We start from the raw sequence: 15,912 nt of genomic DNA on the forward strand, positions 1-15,912 counted from the left end.
CAGTGACATATTGCCTCATACAGAAAGTAATAATCGTATTAGATTTTGCACAAATTCACTAATTAAGAACAAAAACTATCAAGCAAAAGGCATAACAAACTGAAGCATAGCAACAACTTCTATTGCCCTACTTTACACCAGGTATTTATTCAGAAATTATACAACTACCTCTATATATTTTTATCAAACAATTAAATAACTTTTTTCCCTTAGACAAGATACTAAATTTTAGAATAACAGAAAATTGTCCTATACACGTTTTACAAAAAAACTAGCAACAAAGAGATAAAATTGAAAATCAAATATTTTAAAAGAAAAAACAGTAAAAAATGATAGATTAAACAAGCGCTATTGCATCAAGTTCAAAATGTCGAAATTTTAATCAGAATAAAAAAAGAATTATTACGATGCTATTTACACTTTGAATTCAATCAACACAGACCTATCTTTCTGAAGCAAAAAAATACACTCTAACCCAAAAAAACTGATCTTTATTTTATTTTATCAAGAAACTCATCTTCACTTATAAGAGGAATCTCCAAAGCCTTTGCTTTTTCTAATTTACTAGGTCCCATCTTATCACCTGCAACAATAAAAGAAGTTTTTGAAGAAATTGAACTAGATATTTTCCCTCCATTATCTTCTATCAATTTCTTAAGCTCGTTACGTGATACTTTTTCAAACACTCCCGAAACCACAAATGTTTGCCCCTGTAAAGTATCGGTTTGATTTGCCAGTTTTTCTGCAGAAACTTCTAACTGCACACCATACTGCTTTAACCTATCGATCAAAATTTTATTTTCTTCAGAAGCAAAAAATTCTGTTACACTTTGTGCAATCTTAATACCTATTTCATCAACATTTACTAATTCTTCTTCTGATGCAGTAATAATTGCATCAATAAACTTGTAGTGTTTTGCTAATTTTTTGGCGACAGTCTCTCCAACATATCTGATTCCTAATGCAAACAGAACACGTTCAAAAGGGATTTTTTTAGATTTTTCTATTCCCGCAACAAGGTTTTCTGCACTTTTTTCCGCCATTCTCTCCAAAGGAATCACCTGCTCCTTTTTTAACTCATAGAGATCAGCATAATTCATTATTAAACCTTCTTTAACTAATAAAGCCACTGTTTCTCCACCCAGCCCTTCGATATCCATTGCTTTTCGCGAAATATAATGTTGAATACGCCCTATTATCTGAGGAGGGCACCCTTTGTAATTAGGGCAATAATGTTGCGCTTCACCTTCTTTACGCTTAAGGGTAGTTTGACATTCTGGACATTCGGTTATATATAAAGTTGGTTGTAGACTTTGAGCTCTTTTTTGAAAATCAACCGCTATAATCTTAGGGATTATTTCTCCTCCTTTTTCAACAAAAACAGTATCTCCAACTCTAATATCAAGTTTTTCTATCTGGTCTGCATTATGCAAAGAAGCTCTCTTCACAGTAGTTCCTGCAAGTAATACAGGTTCTAGGTTAGCCACAGGAGTAATCGCTCCCGTTCTACCTACTTGGTATGTTATTTCTTGAAGAACAGTAGACACTTGTTCTGCTTTAAACTTGTATGCCATCGCCCATCTAGGAGCTTTTGCTGTATACCCAAGTTCTTCTTGTTGCTGAAGATCATTTACCTTTATCACCACACCATCGGTTTCATAAGGCAGATCATGACGATGGACATCCCAATAGGTTATAAACTCCAAAACTTCATCAATTGAGCTTACCAGTTTAGATTCTGATGGAACTTTAAACCCCCAATCTCTTGCTTTTCCTAAGCTTTCGTATTGAGTAGTAATCCCTAGTTTATTTCCTTTTATACTATACAATAAACAATCCAGAGGGCGTTTAGCAGTTTCACTACTATCCTGTAACTTAAGACTACCTGAAGCTGTGTTACGAGGGTTAGCATAAGGCTCTTCTCCTGCTGCAACTCGCTCTTCATTCATTTTTATAAACCCCTCATGAGGCAGGACTATCTCTCCTCTAATGTCAAACTTCGCCGGAAAATCTCCCTTTAGCTTTAATGGAACCGTATTGATTGTTTTTACATTAGTAGTCACATTATCTCCTTGAATACCATCTCCCCTAGTTACAGCTCTTACCAAAGCACCTTCTTCATAAGTAAGATTTATAGAAGCTCCATCATACTTAAGCTCACAAGTATATTTTATCTCTCCATCAACTAGTTTCCTAATTCGTTTTTCCCAATCTGTCAAATCTTCTCGAGAATATGAATTATCCAAAGAATACATTCGTTCTTCATGCACTACGGTTTCAAAGTTCTTGGTTACCTCACCACCTACTCTGAGTGTCGGTGAATTAGAATCATAAAACTCCGGGTGTTTTTCTTCTAATTCTTGTAATACTTTAAGCTTCATATCAAACTCATAATCACTTATTACTGCTGCATCAAGCACATAGTAATTATAATTATGCTGTCTTAATTCTTCTCTTAATTGATTAATATGTTGTTCTGTATTCATCTAAACAATATGTCTTATTCTTTTGTAATATTTTGATCGTATAACTGACTTAATTTTCAAGTTCTATCTAGCTTCAACCATTTTGGAACTTGTGCTGGCTTAAAGGTTTTCATCTTTTCTAATAATCGATCTATATCATTATCAACAAGAAGTAACTCATAGTTATCCATTTTCAAAAAACCTCGTCTTACCATATTTTCTAACATCGCCAACAGGTCATCATAGAACCCTCCTATATTCAAAAGCCCGATTGGTTTTTGATGCAAGCCCAATTGCGACCATGTTATAATCTCAAACAATTCTTCTAATGTCCCAAACCCACCTGGTAATGTAATAAAACCATCGCTAAACTCCTGCATTTTCATTTTGCGCTCATGCATGTTTGATGTAGTAATTAACTCATGTAATCCTAAATGAACAACCTCTTTTTGTTTTAAAAAATCAGGAATCACTCCAATCACTTTCCCTTTATGTTGTAATACCCCTTGAGCTACTTTACCCATTATCCCTATTTTGGCGGCTCCATACACTAAAGTAATCTGTTGTTTTGCCAATTTTTCTCCCAATAATATTGCTTCAGAAATAACCTTAGTATCATTTCCTTCACTACTTCCACAAAATACACATATCGATGTAAGTCTATTCATATTTAGTTTTTTTAGTTCACCGAAGCTTTTATCATTCTATCATTGTTATACATATCTTTACGCACTATAACCGTCGTATACCCTTTAGCTTCAATCATACTCTTAGTTTCCTCACCCAAATATTGGTTAATCTCAAAATACAACACACCGTTTTCCTTTAACTTTTTTCTTGCCAATTGGGTGATTTTTTTATAAAAAATCAATGGAGCATCATCAGAAACGAATAAAGCCTGTGGAGGTTCATTATCCAATACATTAGCTTTCATCTCATTTTTCTCCAATTCTCTTACATAGGGAGGATTAGAAACAATAATATCAAATTTCAGAAACAGCTCTTCTGTATTCAAAATATCTGTCAAAACAAACGTTACATCTACCTCATTTTTACTTGCATTTTCCTTAGCAACATTTATTGCTTCTGCAGAAACATCAATTGCATACACCTTTGCTTTAGGCAAATTCTTAGCCAATGAGATTGCAATACAACCACTTCCGGTACCTATATCTAATATCGAAATTGAATCTTTAGCATTAGCTTGATCATTTATAATCCAATCCACTAACTCTTCAGTTTCAGGTCTGGGAATTAACACATGAGGGGTCACCCTAAAAGTTACTCCATAAAAATCAGCTTTACCAATTATATATTGAACTGGTTCGTGATCCTTGAGACGTTTTACTGCTTTATCAAACTTTTTTTTCTCTTCAGCCGAAAGTTTTTTATTAAGATGTATAGCTACATCGACTCTTCTAAGCTCCAGAATTTCTTCTGTTAACATATAAAAAAGAGATAATACTTCTTCAGAATCATAAATCCCTGACAATGAGCTTACAAAACTATCTCTAAGATCTTTTATCTTCAATGTGAAGTTTATTTTTAAATTACAAATCTTTGATCATCCATTCCTGACAACTATAATGTCCAGTATTCCCAATTGGCTCCTCTAGCGACTTAAAACCTACCTTTCTATACAACTTCCTAGCTGCTTCCATATAAGGCATCGTTTCTAGATAGCATTTAGTATACCCCTCTTTTTTTGCATAGTCAAGGCATCTATTGATCATTCTAAAACCTATCCCTTTACCTCTAGTTTCTTGTAAAAAATACATTTTTTGCAACTCACAAACCCGAATAGACTCTACCCCATCTAAAGGCGCTATACCCGCTCCTCCTAAAACCCTACCACCTTCTTCAACAACATAATACCCCATCCCTGGTTGCTTATATGTTTCAAACATGCTGTCTAACGATTTATCCTCATATGCAGTACCAACTTTTGGGACTCCCATTTCTATCAAAACATCACGTATCACCTTAGCAATTGCTTTATTATCTTCTAACTGTATTGGTCGGATTTTCAGATCGCTCATTATATTAAAAACCTTACTTTTGTTTTACTACAAAACACAAATCTGACTATTTCTATGATTTTAGTTTTGAGTATTAAATTAGTTCTAAAAAGGGTATTGAAATATACGTCAAATCTAATCAGAAATCAATGAAGAAGTTTTTATTATTATCAACAATATTTATACTTACCACAAACTGTTCTGTTTCTAAAAAACTAAAATTCGAATACGTTGACAACATTGAAGTTAAAAATATCGACCTCAATAATATAACCCTCAATGCAGATGCTGTTTTTAACAATCCAAATAATTTAAGAGGAACACTTTCAATAGATGATATGCATATTTTTGTGGATAACATTGATGTAGGAACGGTTTCTTCTCAAGAATTTAAGGTTCCTCAAAAAAGCGAATTTTCTATCCCCTTAGAAGGCACAATTTCACTCTCCAAAGTATACAAAGAAAATAAAAATAATCTTCTCGGTAGCATCCTAAAAGTAGTGCAAACCGATTCACTAAAAATAAGATATAAAGGCGCTATAAAATACCACTTAGGAAGTTTCTCTTACCCTTACTCAATCGACAAAGAACAAATGGTGAGATTAAAATAACAATCCCACCTGCAACTTGGTAATTTTTCACTGAAAACAGTGATTCAACTCCTATTGATAGTAAAGATATTTGTAATTAACATAAAAGTTTGAATACCCCATAGTCAATCAACAACACAACCTCTAGTCAGGACGCATCATTATCCTATTAGATAAACTGAAAACAAAATGAAAAAATTGATTAAACACTTTATTTTGATAATGTTTTTTGTTCCCACCACAAATTCCTTTAGTCAAAGCAAACCTGAAATTATTGAAATTACTCCAATAAAAAAAGAACCATTCAAATATTACCAACTTGAAGCCAAAACAAGTCAAGGAGTAGAAGGAAAAATCTATTTAAACGGCAAAAAGCTTCATGAATTTACAAAACCAGGAAGCAGCACAAGCAATAATAAAGCCCAAAAGCTTATCAAAAACGGCACCAATGAAATCGTTCTTAAAATATCTTCAATTGATGATCATGTAGAAAAAGGTTATTTCTCCAAATGTGTAGTTTTTATTGCAATACATGGTGTAAATGAAAAAATATTCCCTTCGGATGAAACTCAAATAGTTCGTATCAAATGGAATCCTAAAAAAGTTCAAAAAAAGGGAACTATAAAATATGTGTTTGAACTAGAAAGATAATTAATCAACACTAGACATTAGCAATACCTCATAAAACACATAGTTTTACTTATTTTTGCTATTTGCAAAAATGACAATACACGAAAAATATATAAGACGTTGCATACAACTTGCCAAAAACGGGCTAGGAACAACTTACCCCAACCCTTTAGTAGGCAGCGTAATAGTACACAACAACAGTATTATTGGAGAAGGATGGCATTATCAATCAGGAAAACCTCATGCCGAAGTAAATGCTATTGCTTCTGTAAGCAACCCCTCTCTTTTAAAAGAAGCTACAATATATGTAAGCCTAGAGCCTTGTAGTCATTATGGAAAAACTCCTCCTTGCAGTGATCTCATCATAGAAAAGGGAATCAAAAAAGTCGTTATCGGCACTATAGACACTTTTGCAAAGGTATCAGGAGCTGGGATTCAAAGATTAATAAATGCCGGTTGCGACGTAGTTGTAGGTGTATTAGAAAAAGAGTGTTTAGTACTAAATAGGCGTTTTTTTACTTTTCACAACAAAAAACGTCCTTATGTTATTCTAAAATGGGCAGAAACTTTTGATAACTATATCGCTCCGGCTTCTACCCAAAAAAGAGAACCGGTTTGGATAACTAACACATACTCCAGACAACTTGTCCATAAATGGAGAGCAGAAGAACAGGCTATTTTGATAGGCAATCAAACCGCAATAAAAGATAACCCTAAGCTTACCATTAGAGATTGGTCAGGGAAACAACCAATAAGAATTCTCATAGATAGATCAGGACAAACCCCTGTTGATTCTAATATACTAGACAATACAGTAAAGACTATTGTGATTACCCAAGAAAAATTCAAAAAAGAAAATCACCAAAATCTTATCTACGAAATTGTGGATTATAGAAATGATATCACAAAAGAAATCTGCGATATTCTTTACAAACACAATATCCAATCTGTAATTATAGAAGGTGGAAGCTACACCCTACAATCTTTTATTGATAAAAACATTTGGGATGAGGCAAGGGTTTTTAAAGGAAGTATTATTTTTGGATCCGGAATAAAAGCCCCCACCCACCAAGGACATTTAATTTCAGAAGAAAAATTTAAAAAAGATACTTTAACGACATATCATAATGATTAAGACTATAATTTTTGATTTTGGAGATGTTTTTATCAATTTAGATAAACCCGCTACAGAAAGAGAATTTTTAAAACTTGGAGAAATCTCTCCTGTTTCAGAAATACAAAAAATCAATAAACGATATGAGGTAGGAAACTTTTCTACCCCAGAATTTATTGATGCTTTTCACAAACTACTACCAGAAGCTTCAGAAAAGGAGATAATTAATGCCTGGAATGCTATTTTATTAGATTTTCCAGAACATCGACTTAAATTTATTCAAAAGCTAGCATCCAAAAAACAGTATAAACTAATTCTATTAAGTAACACCAACGAATTGCACATTAAATGGATAAAAGAAAATGTGCCGTTTTTTGAAGAGTTTAAATCTTGCTTTGATGTTTTTTATCTTTCGCACGAAATACGCTTAAGAAAACCAGGAACCAGCGTTTTTGATTTTGTTCTCCAACAAAACAAACTCAACCCTACAGAAACACTGTTTATTGACGACACAAAAGAAAACACAGATACAGCAGCAGCATTAGGGATTCACACCTGGAACAATGATCCTAAAACAGAAGACGTTACAAATCTGTTCACTACAAAATCTAATTTATTTTGATCTATTTGGTTCTTAGCATATTAGCTTCCTCCTTGATTTTTGTCATCTTCAAGCTATTTGACAGATATAACATAGATACATTACAAGCCATTATCATTAACTATATAGTAGCTTGTTTTTCTGGGATAATAGCGTACTCAGAACCTATTGATATAATATCCATACCCAAAGAAGGATGGTTTTATGGCACTATAATTTTGGGAGTGGTTTTTATATCCGTATTTAATTTAATGGCCATAACCACACAAAAAAATGGTCTCTCTGTAGCAGCTGTTGCTACCAAAATGAGCTTGGTCATACCAATTGTTTTCGGAATCATAGCTTACCATGAAAGCACAGGTGTTATCAAGGTAATTGGTATTCTCATTGCACTTGTAGCGGTGTACCTGACCTCTACCAAAAATACTTCAGGAATTCCCATAACAAAAAAGAACCTAATATTCCCAATATTAGTTTTTATTGGAAGTGGAATTATTGACACTAGTATTAAATTTTTAGAAACACACTATGTAGCCAAAAATGACATCCCTATTTTCTCTGCCTCTGTTTTTGGATTCGCAGCCTTAATAGGTATTCTCACCTTACTATATAAAGCCATAACAGGAACTTTTGAAATTTCATTAAAAAACATTATTGCAGGGATAGGATTAGGAATCCCAAATTATTTTTCAATCTATTTTTTGATAAATGCATTACGTCATGATAGTATGGACAGCTCTACAGTTTTTACTATTAATAATGTAGCTGTGCTTTTGGTTTCTACCTTAGCCGGAATCATTTTTTTTAGAGAAAAATTGATCCCAAAAAACTGGATCGGTATTTCTTTAGCGGTATTAAGTATTATTTTAGTAGCTTTCTCGATATAAACCACTCTTATTTGGATATCAAAGACACATATAAAACAATAGATTCTCCCGGAGAAGAGGTTCTCTTTAAAGACAGAAACAGTAAATTTTTTGGATACACCTTCCCTATAACATCAGAAAAAGAAGTTAAATCCATTATAGAAAGGCTTAAAAAGCAACATCATTCTGCAAGACACTGGTGTTATGCATGGCAACTTGGAACAGAAAACATAAAGTATCGCAGTAATGATGATGGAGAACCGTCTAATTCTGCAGGTCAACCTATATATGGACAAATTCAATCATCAGACATAACCAATGTTTTAATTGTAGTCGTACGATATTTTGGTGGGGTAAAACTAGGAGTCGGAGGTTTAATCAATGCATATCGTACAACTGCAAGTCTAGCAATACAGGCATCCACTATAATCGAAAAAACCATCAACATTGATTTTGTGGTTATTTTTGAATACAAAGACATGAATAAGGTGATGAGAATTATCAAAGAAAATAACCTTTCTATCACCAAACAGGACCTCTCATTAAATTGTAAAATTTATATTTCTGTAAGAAAAAAGATCGTAGATAAAATAAAAGGCATTTTTTCCCCGTTGTATGAAATAGAAATTAAACAATTAGAGAATTAATAGTTATTTATTTTGTCAATTAAATAGGAAGGACATTGAATTGGTTTTCTTGTTTTACTATCAACAAAAACCAAGGTCACAGATGCAATTGTTAACAATTCTTGCATGTTATTAAAAATTTCGAAGTCAAAAATTATCTTAACTGTAGGAATTTTCCTTAGTGTAGTTTTGACAATTAGTTCTTCATCGAAGAAAGCTGATTTCTTAAATTTAAGATCTAATGTAAACACCGGAAGCATTACACCATTCTCTTCCATTGTTTTATATGAGACCCCTAATTTAGACAACCAGTCAATTCGAGCTAACTCTAAGTACTGTGGGTAGTTACCGTGATGCACCACCCCCATTTGATCTGTTTCTGAGTATCGAACTTTTAAGGAGGTTTCTGAGGTAATTGGCATAGTCTTAAAAATAAATTATTATTTCTCGAATTGGATATCGAAAGATCAAATTATGCAAAAAAAATAATTAATATTCAACCCCTAAATCGTTTTTTTTTTACATTTTTTGTTCACATATTTGTCAAGCAAAATCAGTAAGGAGTTTTTCAACAATTTCTTTTTAGTATCTTAACAGAAAAAAAAGTAAATCTAACCGTAAGAATGAATGTAACCGCGCAATCAGTTTGGGACAGTTGTTTATCTTTTATAGAAGACAATATAACACCTCAAGCTTTTAAAACATGGTTTGAACCAATTAAAGCTGTAAAACTTACAGATAGCGCTTTGAGCATTCAGGTTCCTAGTAAATTTTTTTATGAATGGCTAGAAGAACATTATGTAAACCTTCTAAAAGTATCTCTTACACGAGAACTTGGAGAAAGTGCTAAATTGGTTTATGTAATCAAAATGGAAAACACCTACGGCAACAAAAAGCCGTTTACAGAAAAAATACCAAGTGCTAATCGCACTCCTGTTAACTCGCAAGAGGTTGATGTACCTATAAAAAGCAAAAACCCTGAGTTAAAAAACCCATTCGTTATTCCTGGAATACGCAATGTCAAAATAGAATCTCAACTAAACCCTAGTTATAATTTTGAAAATTTTCTGGAAGGAGACTCTAATAGACTTGCTCGATCTGCAGGAATGGCTGTAGCCAATAAACCTGGCGGCACCTCGTTTAACCCATTACTTATTTTTGGAGGTGTTGGTTTAGGAAAAACGCATCTAGCCCATGCAATCGGAGTAAACATCAAAGACAATTACCCAGAAAAAACTGTTTTATACATCTCTGCTGAGAAATTTACTCAACAATACATAGAATCTGTAAAAAAGAACAACAGAAATGATTTTATTCATTTTTACCAGATTATAGACGTGCTTATTGTTGATGACATTCAGTTATTATCAGGTAAAGCAGGAACACAAGATGTCTTTTTTCACATTTTCAATCACTTACACCAAAACGGGAAACAAGTAATCCTTACTAGTGATAAAGCTCCTGTTGACATGCAGGACATCGAACAACGATTACTTTCTAGATTTAAATGGGGATTATCGGCTGAATTACATCAACCCGATTTTGAAACCAGAATTTCTATTATAAAAAATAAACTATATCGAGATGGTGTTGAAATGCCAGAAGAAATAGTAGAGTTTCTTGCTAATAACATTAAGACCAATATTAGAGAACTAGAAGGAGCCATCATATCATTAATAGCTCATTCCTCTTTTAACAAAAAGGATATCACTATAGATTTAGCCAAAGCCATAGTAGACAACTATGTAAAAAATACTAAGCGCGAAGTTTCTATTGATTATATCCAAAAAGTAGTAAGTGATTATTTCCAAATGGACGTAGAAACCCTACAATCCAAAACCAGAAAACGCCACATTGTTCAAGCTCGTCAACTTGCTATGTTCTTTGCCAAGAAACTAACCAAAGCATCGCTAGCCAGCATTGGAACACAAATAGGAAAAAGAGATCACGCCACCGTTCTTCATGCCTGTAAAACAGTGGACAACCTATCATCTACAGATAAACAATTTAGAAAATACGTAGAAGACCTTGGAAAAAAGCTTACACTATAATCTTAACTAAGACAAAATAACAGAATACATAAAATAACCATTTTTATCTTCTTAAGGTTACATGTGATTTCCATAAAAACAAACACACATGAAAATCAAAATACTAATGGTATGTTTAGGTAATATCTGCAGATCCCCCCTAGCAGAAGGCATACTAAAATCCAAACTTGACTTAGATCATTATCAAATCGATTCATGCGGCACCAGCGGCTATCACATAGGAAACAAACCCGACCCACGCTCTATCGATATTGCAAAAAAAAATGGTATAGATATCACTGATCAAAGAGCAGCTCAATTCAAAACAAGTGACTTTAATGCGTATGACTACATTTATGCAATGGATAGATCCAATTATCAAAATATCGTAGCCCTCACGGACAAAAGCGAAGACAAAAATAAAGTAGAACAAATCCTTAACGAACTTCACCCTAATAGCAATCTTGATGTACCCGACCCTTATTTTGGTGGAGATCAAGGTTTTGAAGACGTTTTCCAAATGCTAGACAAAGCCTGTGACAACATTGTTTTAAAACTTAAAGAAAGCAAATAACTTCTAAAAGTTTTGCTGGAGTCCAAAAATCATTTTAAAACAATAACACCTATTTTTCTTTTTTCAAAGCAGATAATATCATCACAAATAATAGCGTTATAATGTACATCAATAAAAAAAATAATGCTATTTTAGTCAATAACACAAAAAAAACAGCGTTCTTAGATCTTAAAATCAGTTTTAAGATTGATAATTACATTAACCTAAAAAAACTTAAAAACTAGTCATAAAATAAACCTATGGAGTTTAAACCCCTAGATCCCAAAGGAAAATTATACCTAATCCCAACTCGATTAGGAGATGATGTCCCCTTAGAAGTACTTCCAATATCAATCAAAAAGGTATTAGAGCAAGTGAACCATTATATTGTAGAAAATGAAAAACCTGCAAGAAGATTTATAAAAAAGGTTAGCCCAAGCAAATCACAACGCTCCATCATCTTAAACACCGTTAATAAATACACTGACCCTTCTGAGATACCTGACTACCTAACACCTTGTCTAAATGGAGAATCTATAGGTTTACTATCAGATGCAGGATGCCCAGGAATTGCTGATCCTGGCGCAGAAGTAGTTAGAATAGCTCATGAAAAAGGAATCCCAGTAACCCCTCTTGTTGGACCTTCATCAATATTGCTTGCCATGATGAGTAGCGGAATGAATGGACAAAATTTCACCTTTAACGGCTATCTCCCTATTGACAAAAATGAAAGAAAATCCACCATTAAACGTTTAGAAAAAACATCTCTAGAAAAAAATCAATCTCAGATTTTTATCGAAACCCCATACAGGAACGACAAAATGTTCGAAGACCTCAAATCAATATTAAACACGAATACAAGATTATGTATCGCATGTGATATCACATTAACTACCGAATTCATTGTCACTAAGACTATCGAAGAATGGAAAAAAGCAGAAATAGACCTACACAAAAGACCTACAATCTACATTATCCAAAGAGACTAACGTAATAAATTTTACAACAAAACTACTTTAGCCTTTCTGTCAGGAACCACAAAAGAAGTATCATAGCCACCAAATCGCTTCATGTAATATCTAATCGTAGTACCAAAAGCATCAGAAAACCCTTCTACACCTCCGCTGCGCAAATATTTTTTTACCGCACCCGGACCAGACAAGTGAGCAGCAGCAAGAATACCAGACTCCGTCACTACCACTCCATTTATTCTTTTTCCTTCAGACCATTTAATATCCCTACGTAAAATCCATTTATTTCTAGATAAGTTCGCGTAAAACGCTTTTTCCTGAAGTTTAGGATTATTAAGAAAATCATTCTTACTAATATTCCTAACACCTAACAAATCTAATGTTCCTTTACCAAATTGATATTTTCCCAAATAACCAAATTGATTAACAACACCATAATCACCTCGAGATTCTTTAAAAGCAACTGCCTCCTTGAACCCTACATAAGATTTTCCTAGCTCTGGAGAAACAAATGTACCTCCATCCTCTATTTCATTAAAATTAGGTGCTACATAATACAGATCTAATCCAGCCGTGCTATAAGAAGCAAGATCTATACTTTTTTTTGTTGTAAAACTCACTAGGAGCACGCCCCCAATTGTAAGTAATATAGATAATCCTATTATCCTCTTTATCATATAAAAAATTTCTAAGTAGTCATCAAAAAAGATGTCCCCCACTACTTAAATTTTTGCGGTGCAAATATACGTCTTTTTTTTTAACCAAAAAGACTTAAGTGTTAAAATAATTATAACACTGCTTTACAGCAATTTACACAGATTAAAGAGGGTAAAAACAGTTAAAATTCGCTAAAAAAGTCAACTTAAAGACACTTAAACGTCAAACTAAGCATCTTTGTCGATCAAAAATGAAAAGAAAAACTAGTAGATAATTAACACAAGAATACACCTTTTTGTTAATAAGTTCATATTATTTTGCACAAATAAAGAATAAAAGCTTCTTTTTTTCCTACAAAAAAAGAAGTCGAGATTATCGTTTTACGCCTTGTTTATTAATCCAGTCTATATACTGTTTTTTATTACGATTATGCTGATTTAGTGTTTTAGCGAATTTGTGATATCCGAAATTCTCAACATTAGCTACAAAAAAATAATATTCATGCCTTTCATAATTAAGAACAGCATCTATCGAAGAAATATCCGGCATTGCTATTGGGCCAGGAGGAAGTGTAGCATATTTATAAGTATTATATGGGCTATCAAGTTCTAAATCTTTATACAAAACTCGTTTTATTACTATATCCCAATCATTACGATGTTTTTTAAGCGCATATATAACAGTAGGATCCGCTCCTAGCTTCCAATTATTATTGTATCTGTTCATATACACTCCTGCAACTCTGGGTCGCTCATCAACTTTTGCGGTTTCTTTTTGTACAATAGACGCTATAGTAGTAACCTGATTCTGAGTCAAACCAATTTTTTTTGCCTTTTTAATGCGCGAATCATTCCAAAACCTATTATACTCCTTCAACATTCTTTCTCTAAATTGTTTTGCAGATGTATTCCAAAAAAACTCATATTTGTTTGGAATGTACATTGCCAAAGCAGTTTCAATCGTAAAACCATTTGTTTTCAAAAATGACTCATCACGAAACTCTTCTAATAAGGAAAGACTATCTGCTTCGATCTGTGTAGCAATTCTACCTGCTAGATTTTCTAACCTTTCTTGATTATTAAAACTAATCTGGATAGGCGAATTTTTACTACGCAAGACATTTACAATTTCATTATTACTTAAGTCCTTAGACAAAATATATCGCCCTGATTTGATATTATCAATATACCCTTTCTTTCTGGCTACTCTATCAAAACTATAAATATCTTTTACCACTGGGCTAACAATTTCGATAAGCTCTGTATAAGTAGCTCCTGAAGGTATATATACCGTAGTCGTCTTTGTTTCAAAACTAGTATTAGGAGAAAAAACGGCTTGATAAATATAATATGCAAAGAAACCTCCTGCAATCAAACCTAATAATGCTATAGCTAATAGTATTTTTTTAATGTACATATATTAATTGATATAAAAATTCGTCTTTATAAGTATCCTTCACCAGATTCCACTCTTTCTTTACTCCCACCTTGCTAAACCCCTTGTTTTCAAATAATTTAATACTTGTTATATTATCTTCAGAGATATTCGCATATAATTGGTGCAAATGGAGATGTGTAAAACTGTAATTAGTAATAAGCTCCAGAGCTTCTGCCCCGTACCCCTTTCCTCTATTCTCTTGTTCTGCTACCAAAATCCCTACTCCAGCTCTATTATGATTAGGGTCAAAATCAAACAAATCTATCAACCCCAAGGCAGCATGGTCATTAGAACATATAACCATTCTTAACTGTTTCACTTCATAAATATCTCTGTGAGCTTGTTCCAGATATTGTTTAATTAAAAATCTTGAATACGGGGTTTGAGTAGAGCTCATTTCCCAAATTTGCTCGTCATTTTCTACAATATAAATAAAATCAAGATCTTCTGGCTCAAGGGCACGTAAGTAAATATTTTCTCCTTTTAGTGTAACCATGTATACTCCCCTTTAAAGACCTGTTCTGCCGGGCCTATTAAAAAAATATTTTCATATCCTTTTTCCCCTTCCTCAAAAGTAACCTTTAACTCTCCACCCAAAGTATCAATATTAATTACATTTTTATCTGTTAGTTTTGTGGCATGCATTGAGAGTGCAACAGCCGTAACTCCAGTTCCACAGGATAATGTCTCATCTTCTACACCTCTTTCATAAGTACGTACAGCAAATACATCCTCATTCTTATGTTCAACAAAATTAACATTACTTCCCTCCTCAAAATAGGGGGCGTCATTTCTGATTTTTCTACCGATATTTTCAACATCATAATCATCAAGTCCCTCTACCAGAGCAACATGATGAGGAGAACCTGTATCAAGAAAAAGGTGGGTGTCATATTTTTCTATTTCTGAAACATCTTGCATTTGCAAATGCACTAGACCATTTTTGATCTCCGCCTGATGTTTTCCATCAATCGCGGTAAAAGTTGCTTTATTATCAATAACACCTAAAAAGGCAGCAAAAGCGACCAAACATCTCCCCCCATTACCACACATTGAACTTTCATTACCATCGGCATTAAAATACACCATAGTAAAATCATCTCCTTCATTTTCAGGAAGTTCTAAAAGCATTAAACCATCTGCTCCAATTCCAAATCTTCTGTCACAAAGCTTGGTAAATAATTTGGTATTATTTTTGGAGAGTATAGACTCTCTATTATCAATGATTACAAAATCATTCCCGGTGCCTTGGTATTTATAAAAAGTAAGGGTCATTATTCTTTCAATTATACCGACAAAGGTACAAAGAATGTAAACATAAAACCGTTGTTAATTGTGAGTTAAATAACATAAA

18 protein-coding genes are annotated in these 15,912 nt (G+C 33.2%); 9 read left to right on the plus strand and 9 right to left on the minus strand.

The features are described from left to right. Positions 1-491: 491 nt before the first annotated feature. From ligA to C1X07_RS18220, 4 genes are read right to left on the minus strand one after another with little or no spacing between them, the layout of a single operon-like run. On the minus strand, positions 492-2,486 hold the full coding sequence (ligA, locus tag C1X07_RS18205; protein ID WP_103071468.1) for an NAD-dependent DNA ligase LigA: 1,995 nt from the start codon (positions 2,484-2,486) through the stop codon (positions 492-494). Between the two features lie 56 nt (positions 2,487-2,542). After that, positions 2,543-3,133, minus strand: coding sequence for an LOG family protein (locus tag C1X07_RS18210; protein ID WP_103071469.1), 591 nt, complete (start codon positions 3,131-3,133; stop codon positions 2,543-2,545). A gap of 11 nt (positions 3,134-3,144) precedes the next feature. Further along, the gene (prmC, locus tag C1X07_RS18215; protein WP_103071470.1) at positions 3,145-3,996 is read right to left on the minus strand and encodes a peptide chain release factor N(5)-glutamine methyltransferase; all 852 of its coding nucleotides are present in this window, start codon (positions 3,994-3,996) and stop codon (positions 3,145-3,147) included. A 19-nt stretch (positions 3,997-4,015) separates the two neighbouring features. Then, positions 4,016-4,504: a GNAT family N-acetyltransferase gene (locus C1X07_RS18220; protein WP_103071471.1), complete on the minus strand. Its 489-nt coding sequence runs from the start codon at positions 4,502-4,504 to the stop codon at positions 4,016-4,018. 128 nt (positions 4,505-4,632) lie between these two features. Here C1X07_RS18220 and C1X07_RS18225 point away from each other — a divergent pair, with 128 nt between their 5' ends. The 6 genes from C1X07_RS18225 to C1X07_RS18250 all read left to right on the plus strand — a co-directional run bounded on the left by C1X07_RS18225 (position 4,633) and on the right by C1X07_RS18250 (position 8,931). Then, complete coding sequence (locus C1X07_RS18225; RefSeq protein WP_103071472.1) at positions 4,633-5,094, plus strand: hypothetical protein; 462 nt, start codon at positions 4,633-4,635, stop codon at positions 5,092-5,094. Positions 5,095-5,262: 168 nt separating this feature from the next. Further along, complete coding sequence (locus C1X07_RS18230; RefSeq protein WP_128755319.1) at positions 5,263-5,724, plus strand: hypothetical protein; 462 nt, start codon at positions 5,263-5,265, stop codon at positions 5,722-5,724. Between the two features lie 70 nt (positions 5,725-5,794). Next, positions 5,795-6,838 carry a bifunctional diaminohydroxyphosphoribosylaminopyrimidine deaminase/5-amino-6-(5-phosphoribosylamino)uracil reductase RibD gene (gene ribD / locus C1X07_RS18235; protein ID WP_103071474.1) on the plus strand — a complete coding sequence of 348 codons (1,044 nt, stop codon included), beginning with the start codon at positions 5,795-5,797 and terminating at the stop codon, positions 6,836-6,838. After that, a complete protein-coding gene (locus C1X07_RS18240; protein WP_103071475.1) occupies positions 6,831-7,439 on the plus strand; it encodes an HAD family hydrolase in 609 nt (202 codons plus the stop codon). The genes ribD and C1X07_RS18240 overlap by 8 nt, the downstream gene beginning before the upstream one ends. Continuing rightward, complete coding sequence (locus tag C1X07_RS18245) at positions 7,436-8,305, plus strand: EamA family transporter (RefSeq protein WP_103071476.1); 870 nt, start codon at positions 7,436-7,438, stop codon at positions 8,303-8,305. The genes C1X07_RS18240 and C1X07_RS18245 overlap by 4 nt, the downstream gene beginning before the upstream one ends. 11 nt (positions 8,306-8,316) lie before the next feature. After that, positions 8,317-8,931, plus strand: coding sequence for an IMPACT family protein (locus tag C1X07_RS18250; RefSeq protein WP_103071477.1), 615 nt, complete (start codon positions 8,317-8,319; stop codon positions 8,929-8,931). On the opposite strand, the gene C1X07_RS18255 is transcribed toward C1X07_RS18250, so the two are convergent. Next, a complete protein-coding gene (locus tag C1X07_RS18255) occupies positions 8,928-9,332 on the minus strand; it encodes an acyl-CoA thioesterase (protein ID WP_103071478.1) in 405 nt (134 codons plus the stop codon). The genes C1X07_RS18250 and C1X07_RS18255 overlap by 4 nt on opposite strands. Positions 9,333-9,533: 201 nt before the next feature. Between C1X07_RS18255 and dnaA the strand changes: the two genes are divergently transcribed. The 3 genes from dnaA to C1X07_RS18270 all read left to right on the plus strand — a co-directional run bounded on the left by dnaA (position 9,534) and on the right by C1X07_RS18270 (position 12,482). Continuing rightward, positions 9,534-10,961, plus strand: coding sequence for a chromosomal replication initiator protein DnaA (dnaA, locus tag C1X07_RS18260; protein WP_103071479.1), 1,428 nt, complete (start codon positions 9,534-9,536; stop codon positions 10,959-10,961). Positions 10,962-11,049: 88 nt separating this feature from the next. After that, the gene (locus tag C1X07_RS18265; RefSeq protein ID WP_103071480.1) at positions 11,050-11,514 is read left to right on the plus strand and encodes a low molecular weight protein-tyrosine-phosphatase; all 465 of its coding nucleotides are present in this window, start codon (positions 11,050-11,052) and stop codon (positions 11,512-11,514) included. Positions 11,515-11,753: 239 nt separating this feature from the next. Beyond that, entirely contained in the window at positions 11,754-12,482 is a 729-nt protein-coding gene (locus C1X07_RS18270) for an SAM-dependent methyltransferase (RefSeq protein ID WP_103071481.1), read from the plus strand. Between the two features lie 11 nt (positions 12,483-12,493). On the opposite strand, the gene C1X07_RS18275 is transcribed toward C1X07_RS18270, so the two are convergent. The 4 genes from C1X07_RS18275 to dapF form a co-directional block, all read right to left on the minus strand. Next, positions 12,494-13,141: a peptidoglycan-binding protein LysM gene (locus C1X07_RS18275; RefSeq protein ID WP_103071482.1), complete on the minus strand. Its 648-nt coding sequence runs from the start codon at positions 13,139-13,141 to the stop codon at positions 12,494-12,496. 352 nt (positions 13,142-13,493) lie between these two features. After that, entirely contained in the window at positions 13,494-14,537 is a 1,044-nt protein-coding gene (gene mltG, locus C1X07_RS18280) for an endolytic transglycosylase MltG (RefSeq protein WP_103071483.1), read from the minus strand. Then, entirely contained in the window at positions 14,527-15,054 is a 528-nt protein-coding gene (locus tag C1X07_RS18285) for a GNAT family N-acetyltransferase (protein ID WP_103071484.1), read from the minus strand. The genes mltG and C1X07_RS18285 overlap by 11 nt, the downstream gene beginning before the upstream one ends. Continuing rightward, positions 15,042-15,833, minus strand: a complete 792-nt coding sequence (gene dapF, locus C1X07_RS18290) for a diaminopimelate epimerase (protein WP_103071485.1) — start codon at positions 15,831-15,833, stop codon at positions 15,042-15,044. The genes C1X07_RS18285 and dapF overlap by 13 nt, the downstream gene beginning before the upstream one ends. Positions 15,834-15,912: the final 79 nt, after the last annotated feature.

Source organism: Aquimarina sediminis (genome assembly GCF_002895435.1).
Classification (GTDB): Bacteria; Bacteroidota; Bacteroidia; order Flavobacteriales; family Flavobacteriaceae; genus Aquimarina; species Aquimarina sediminis.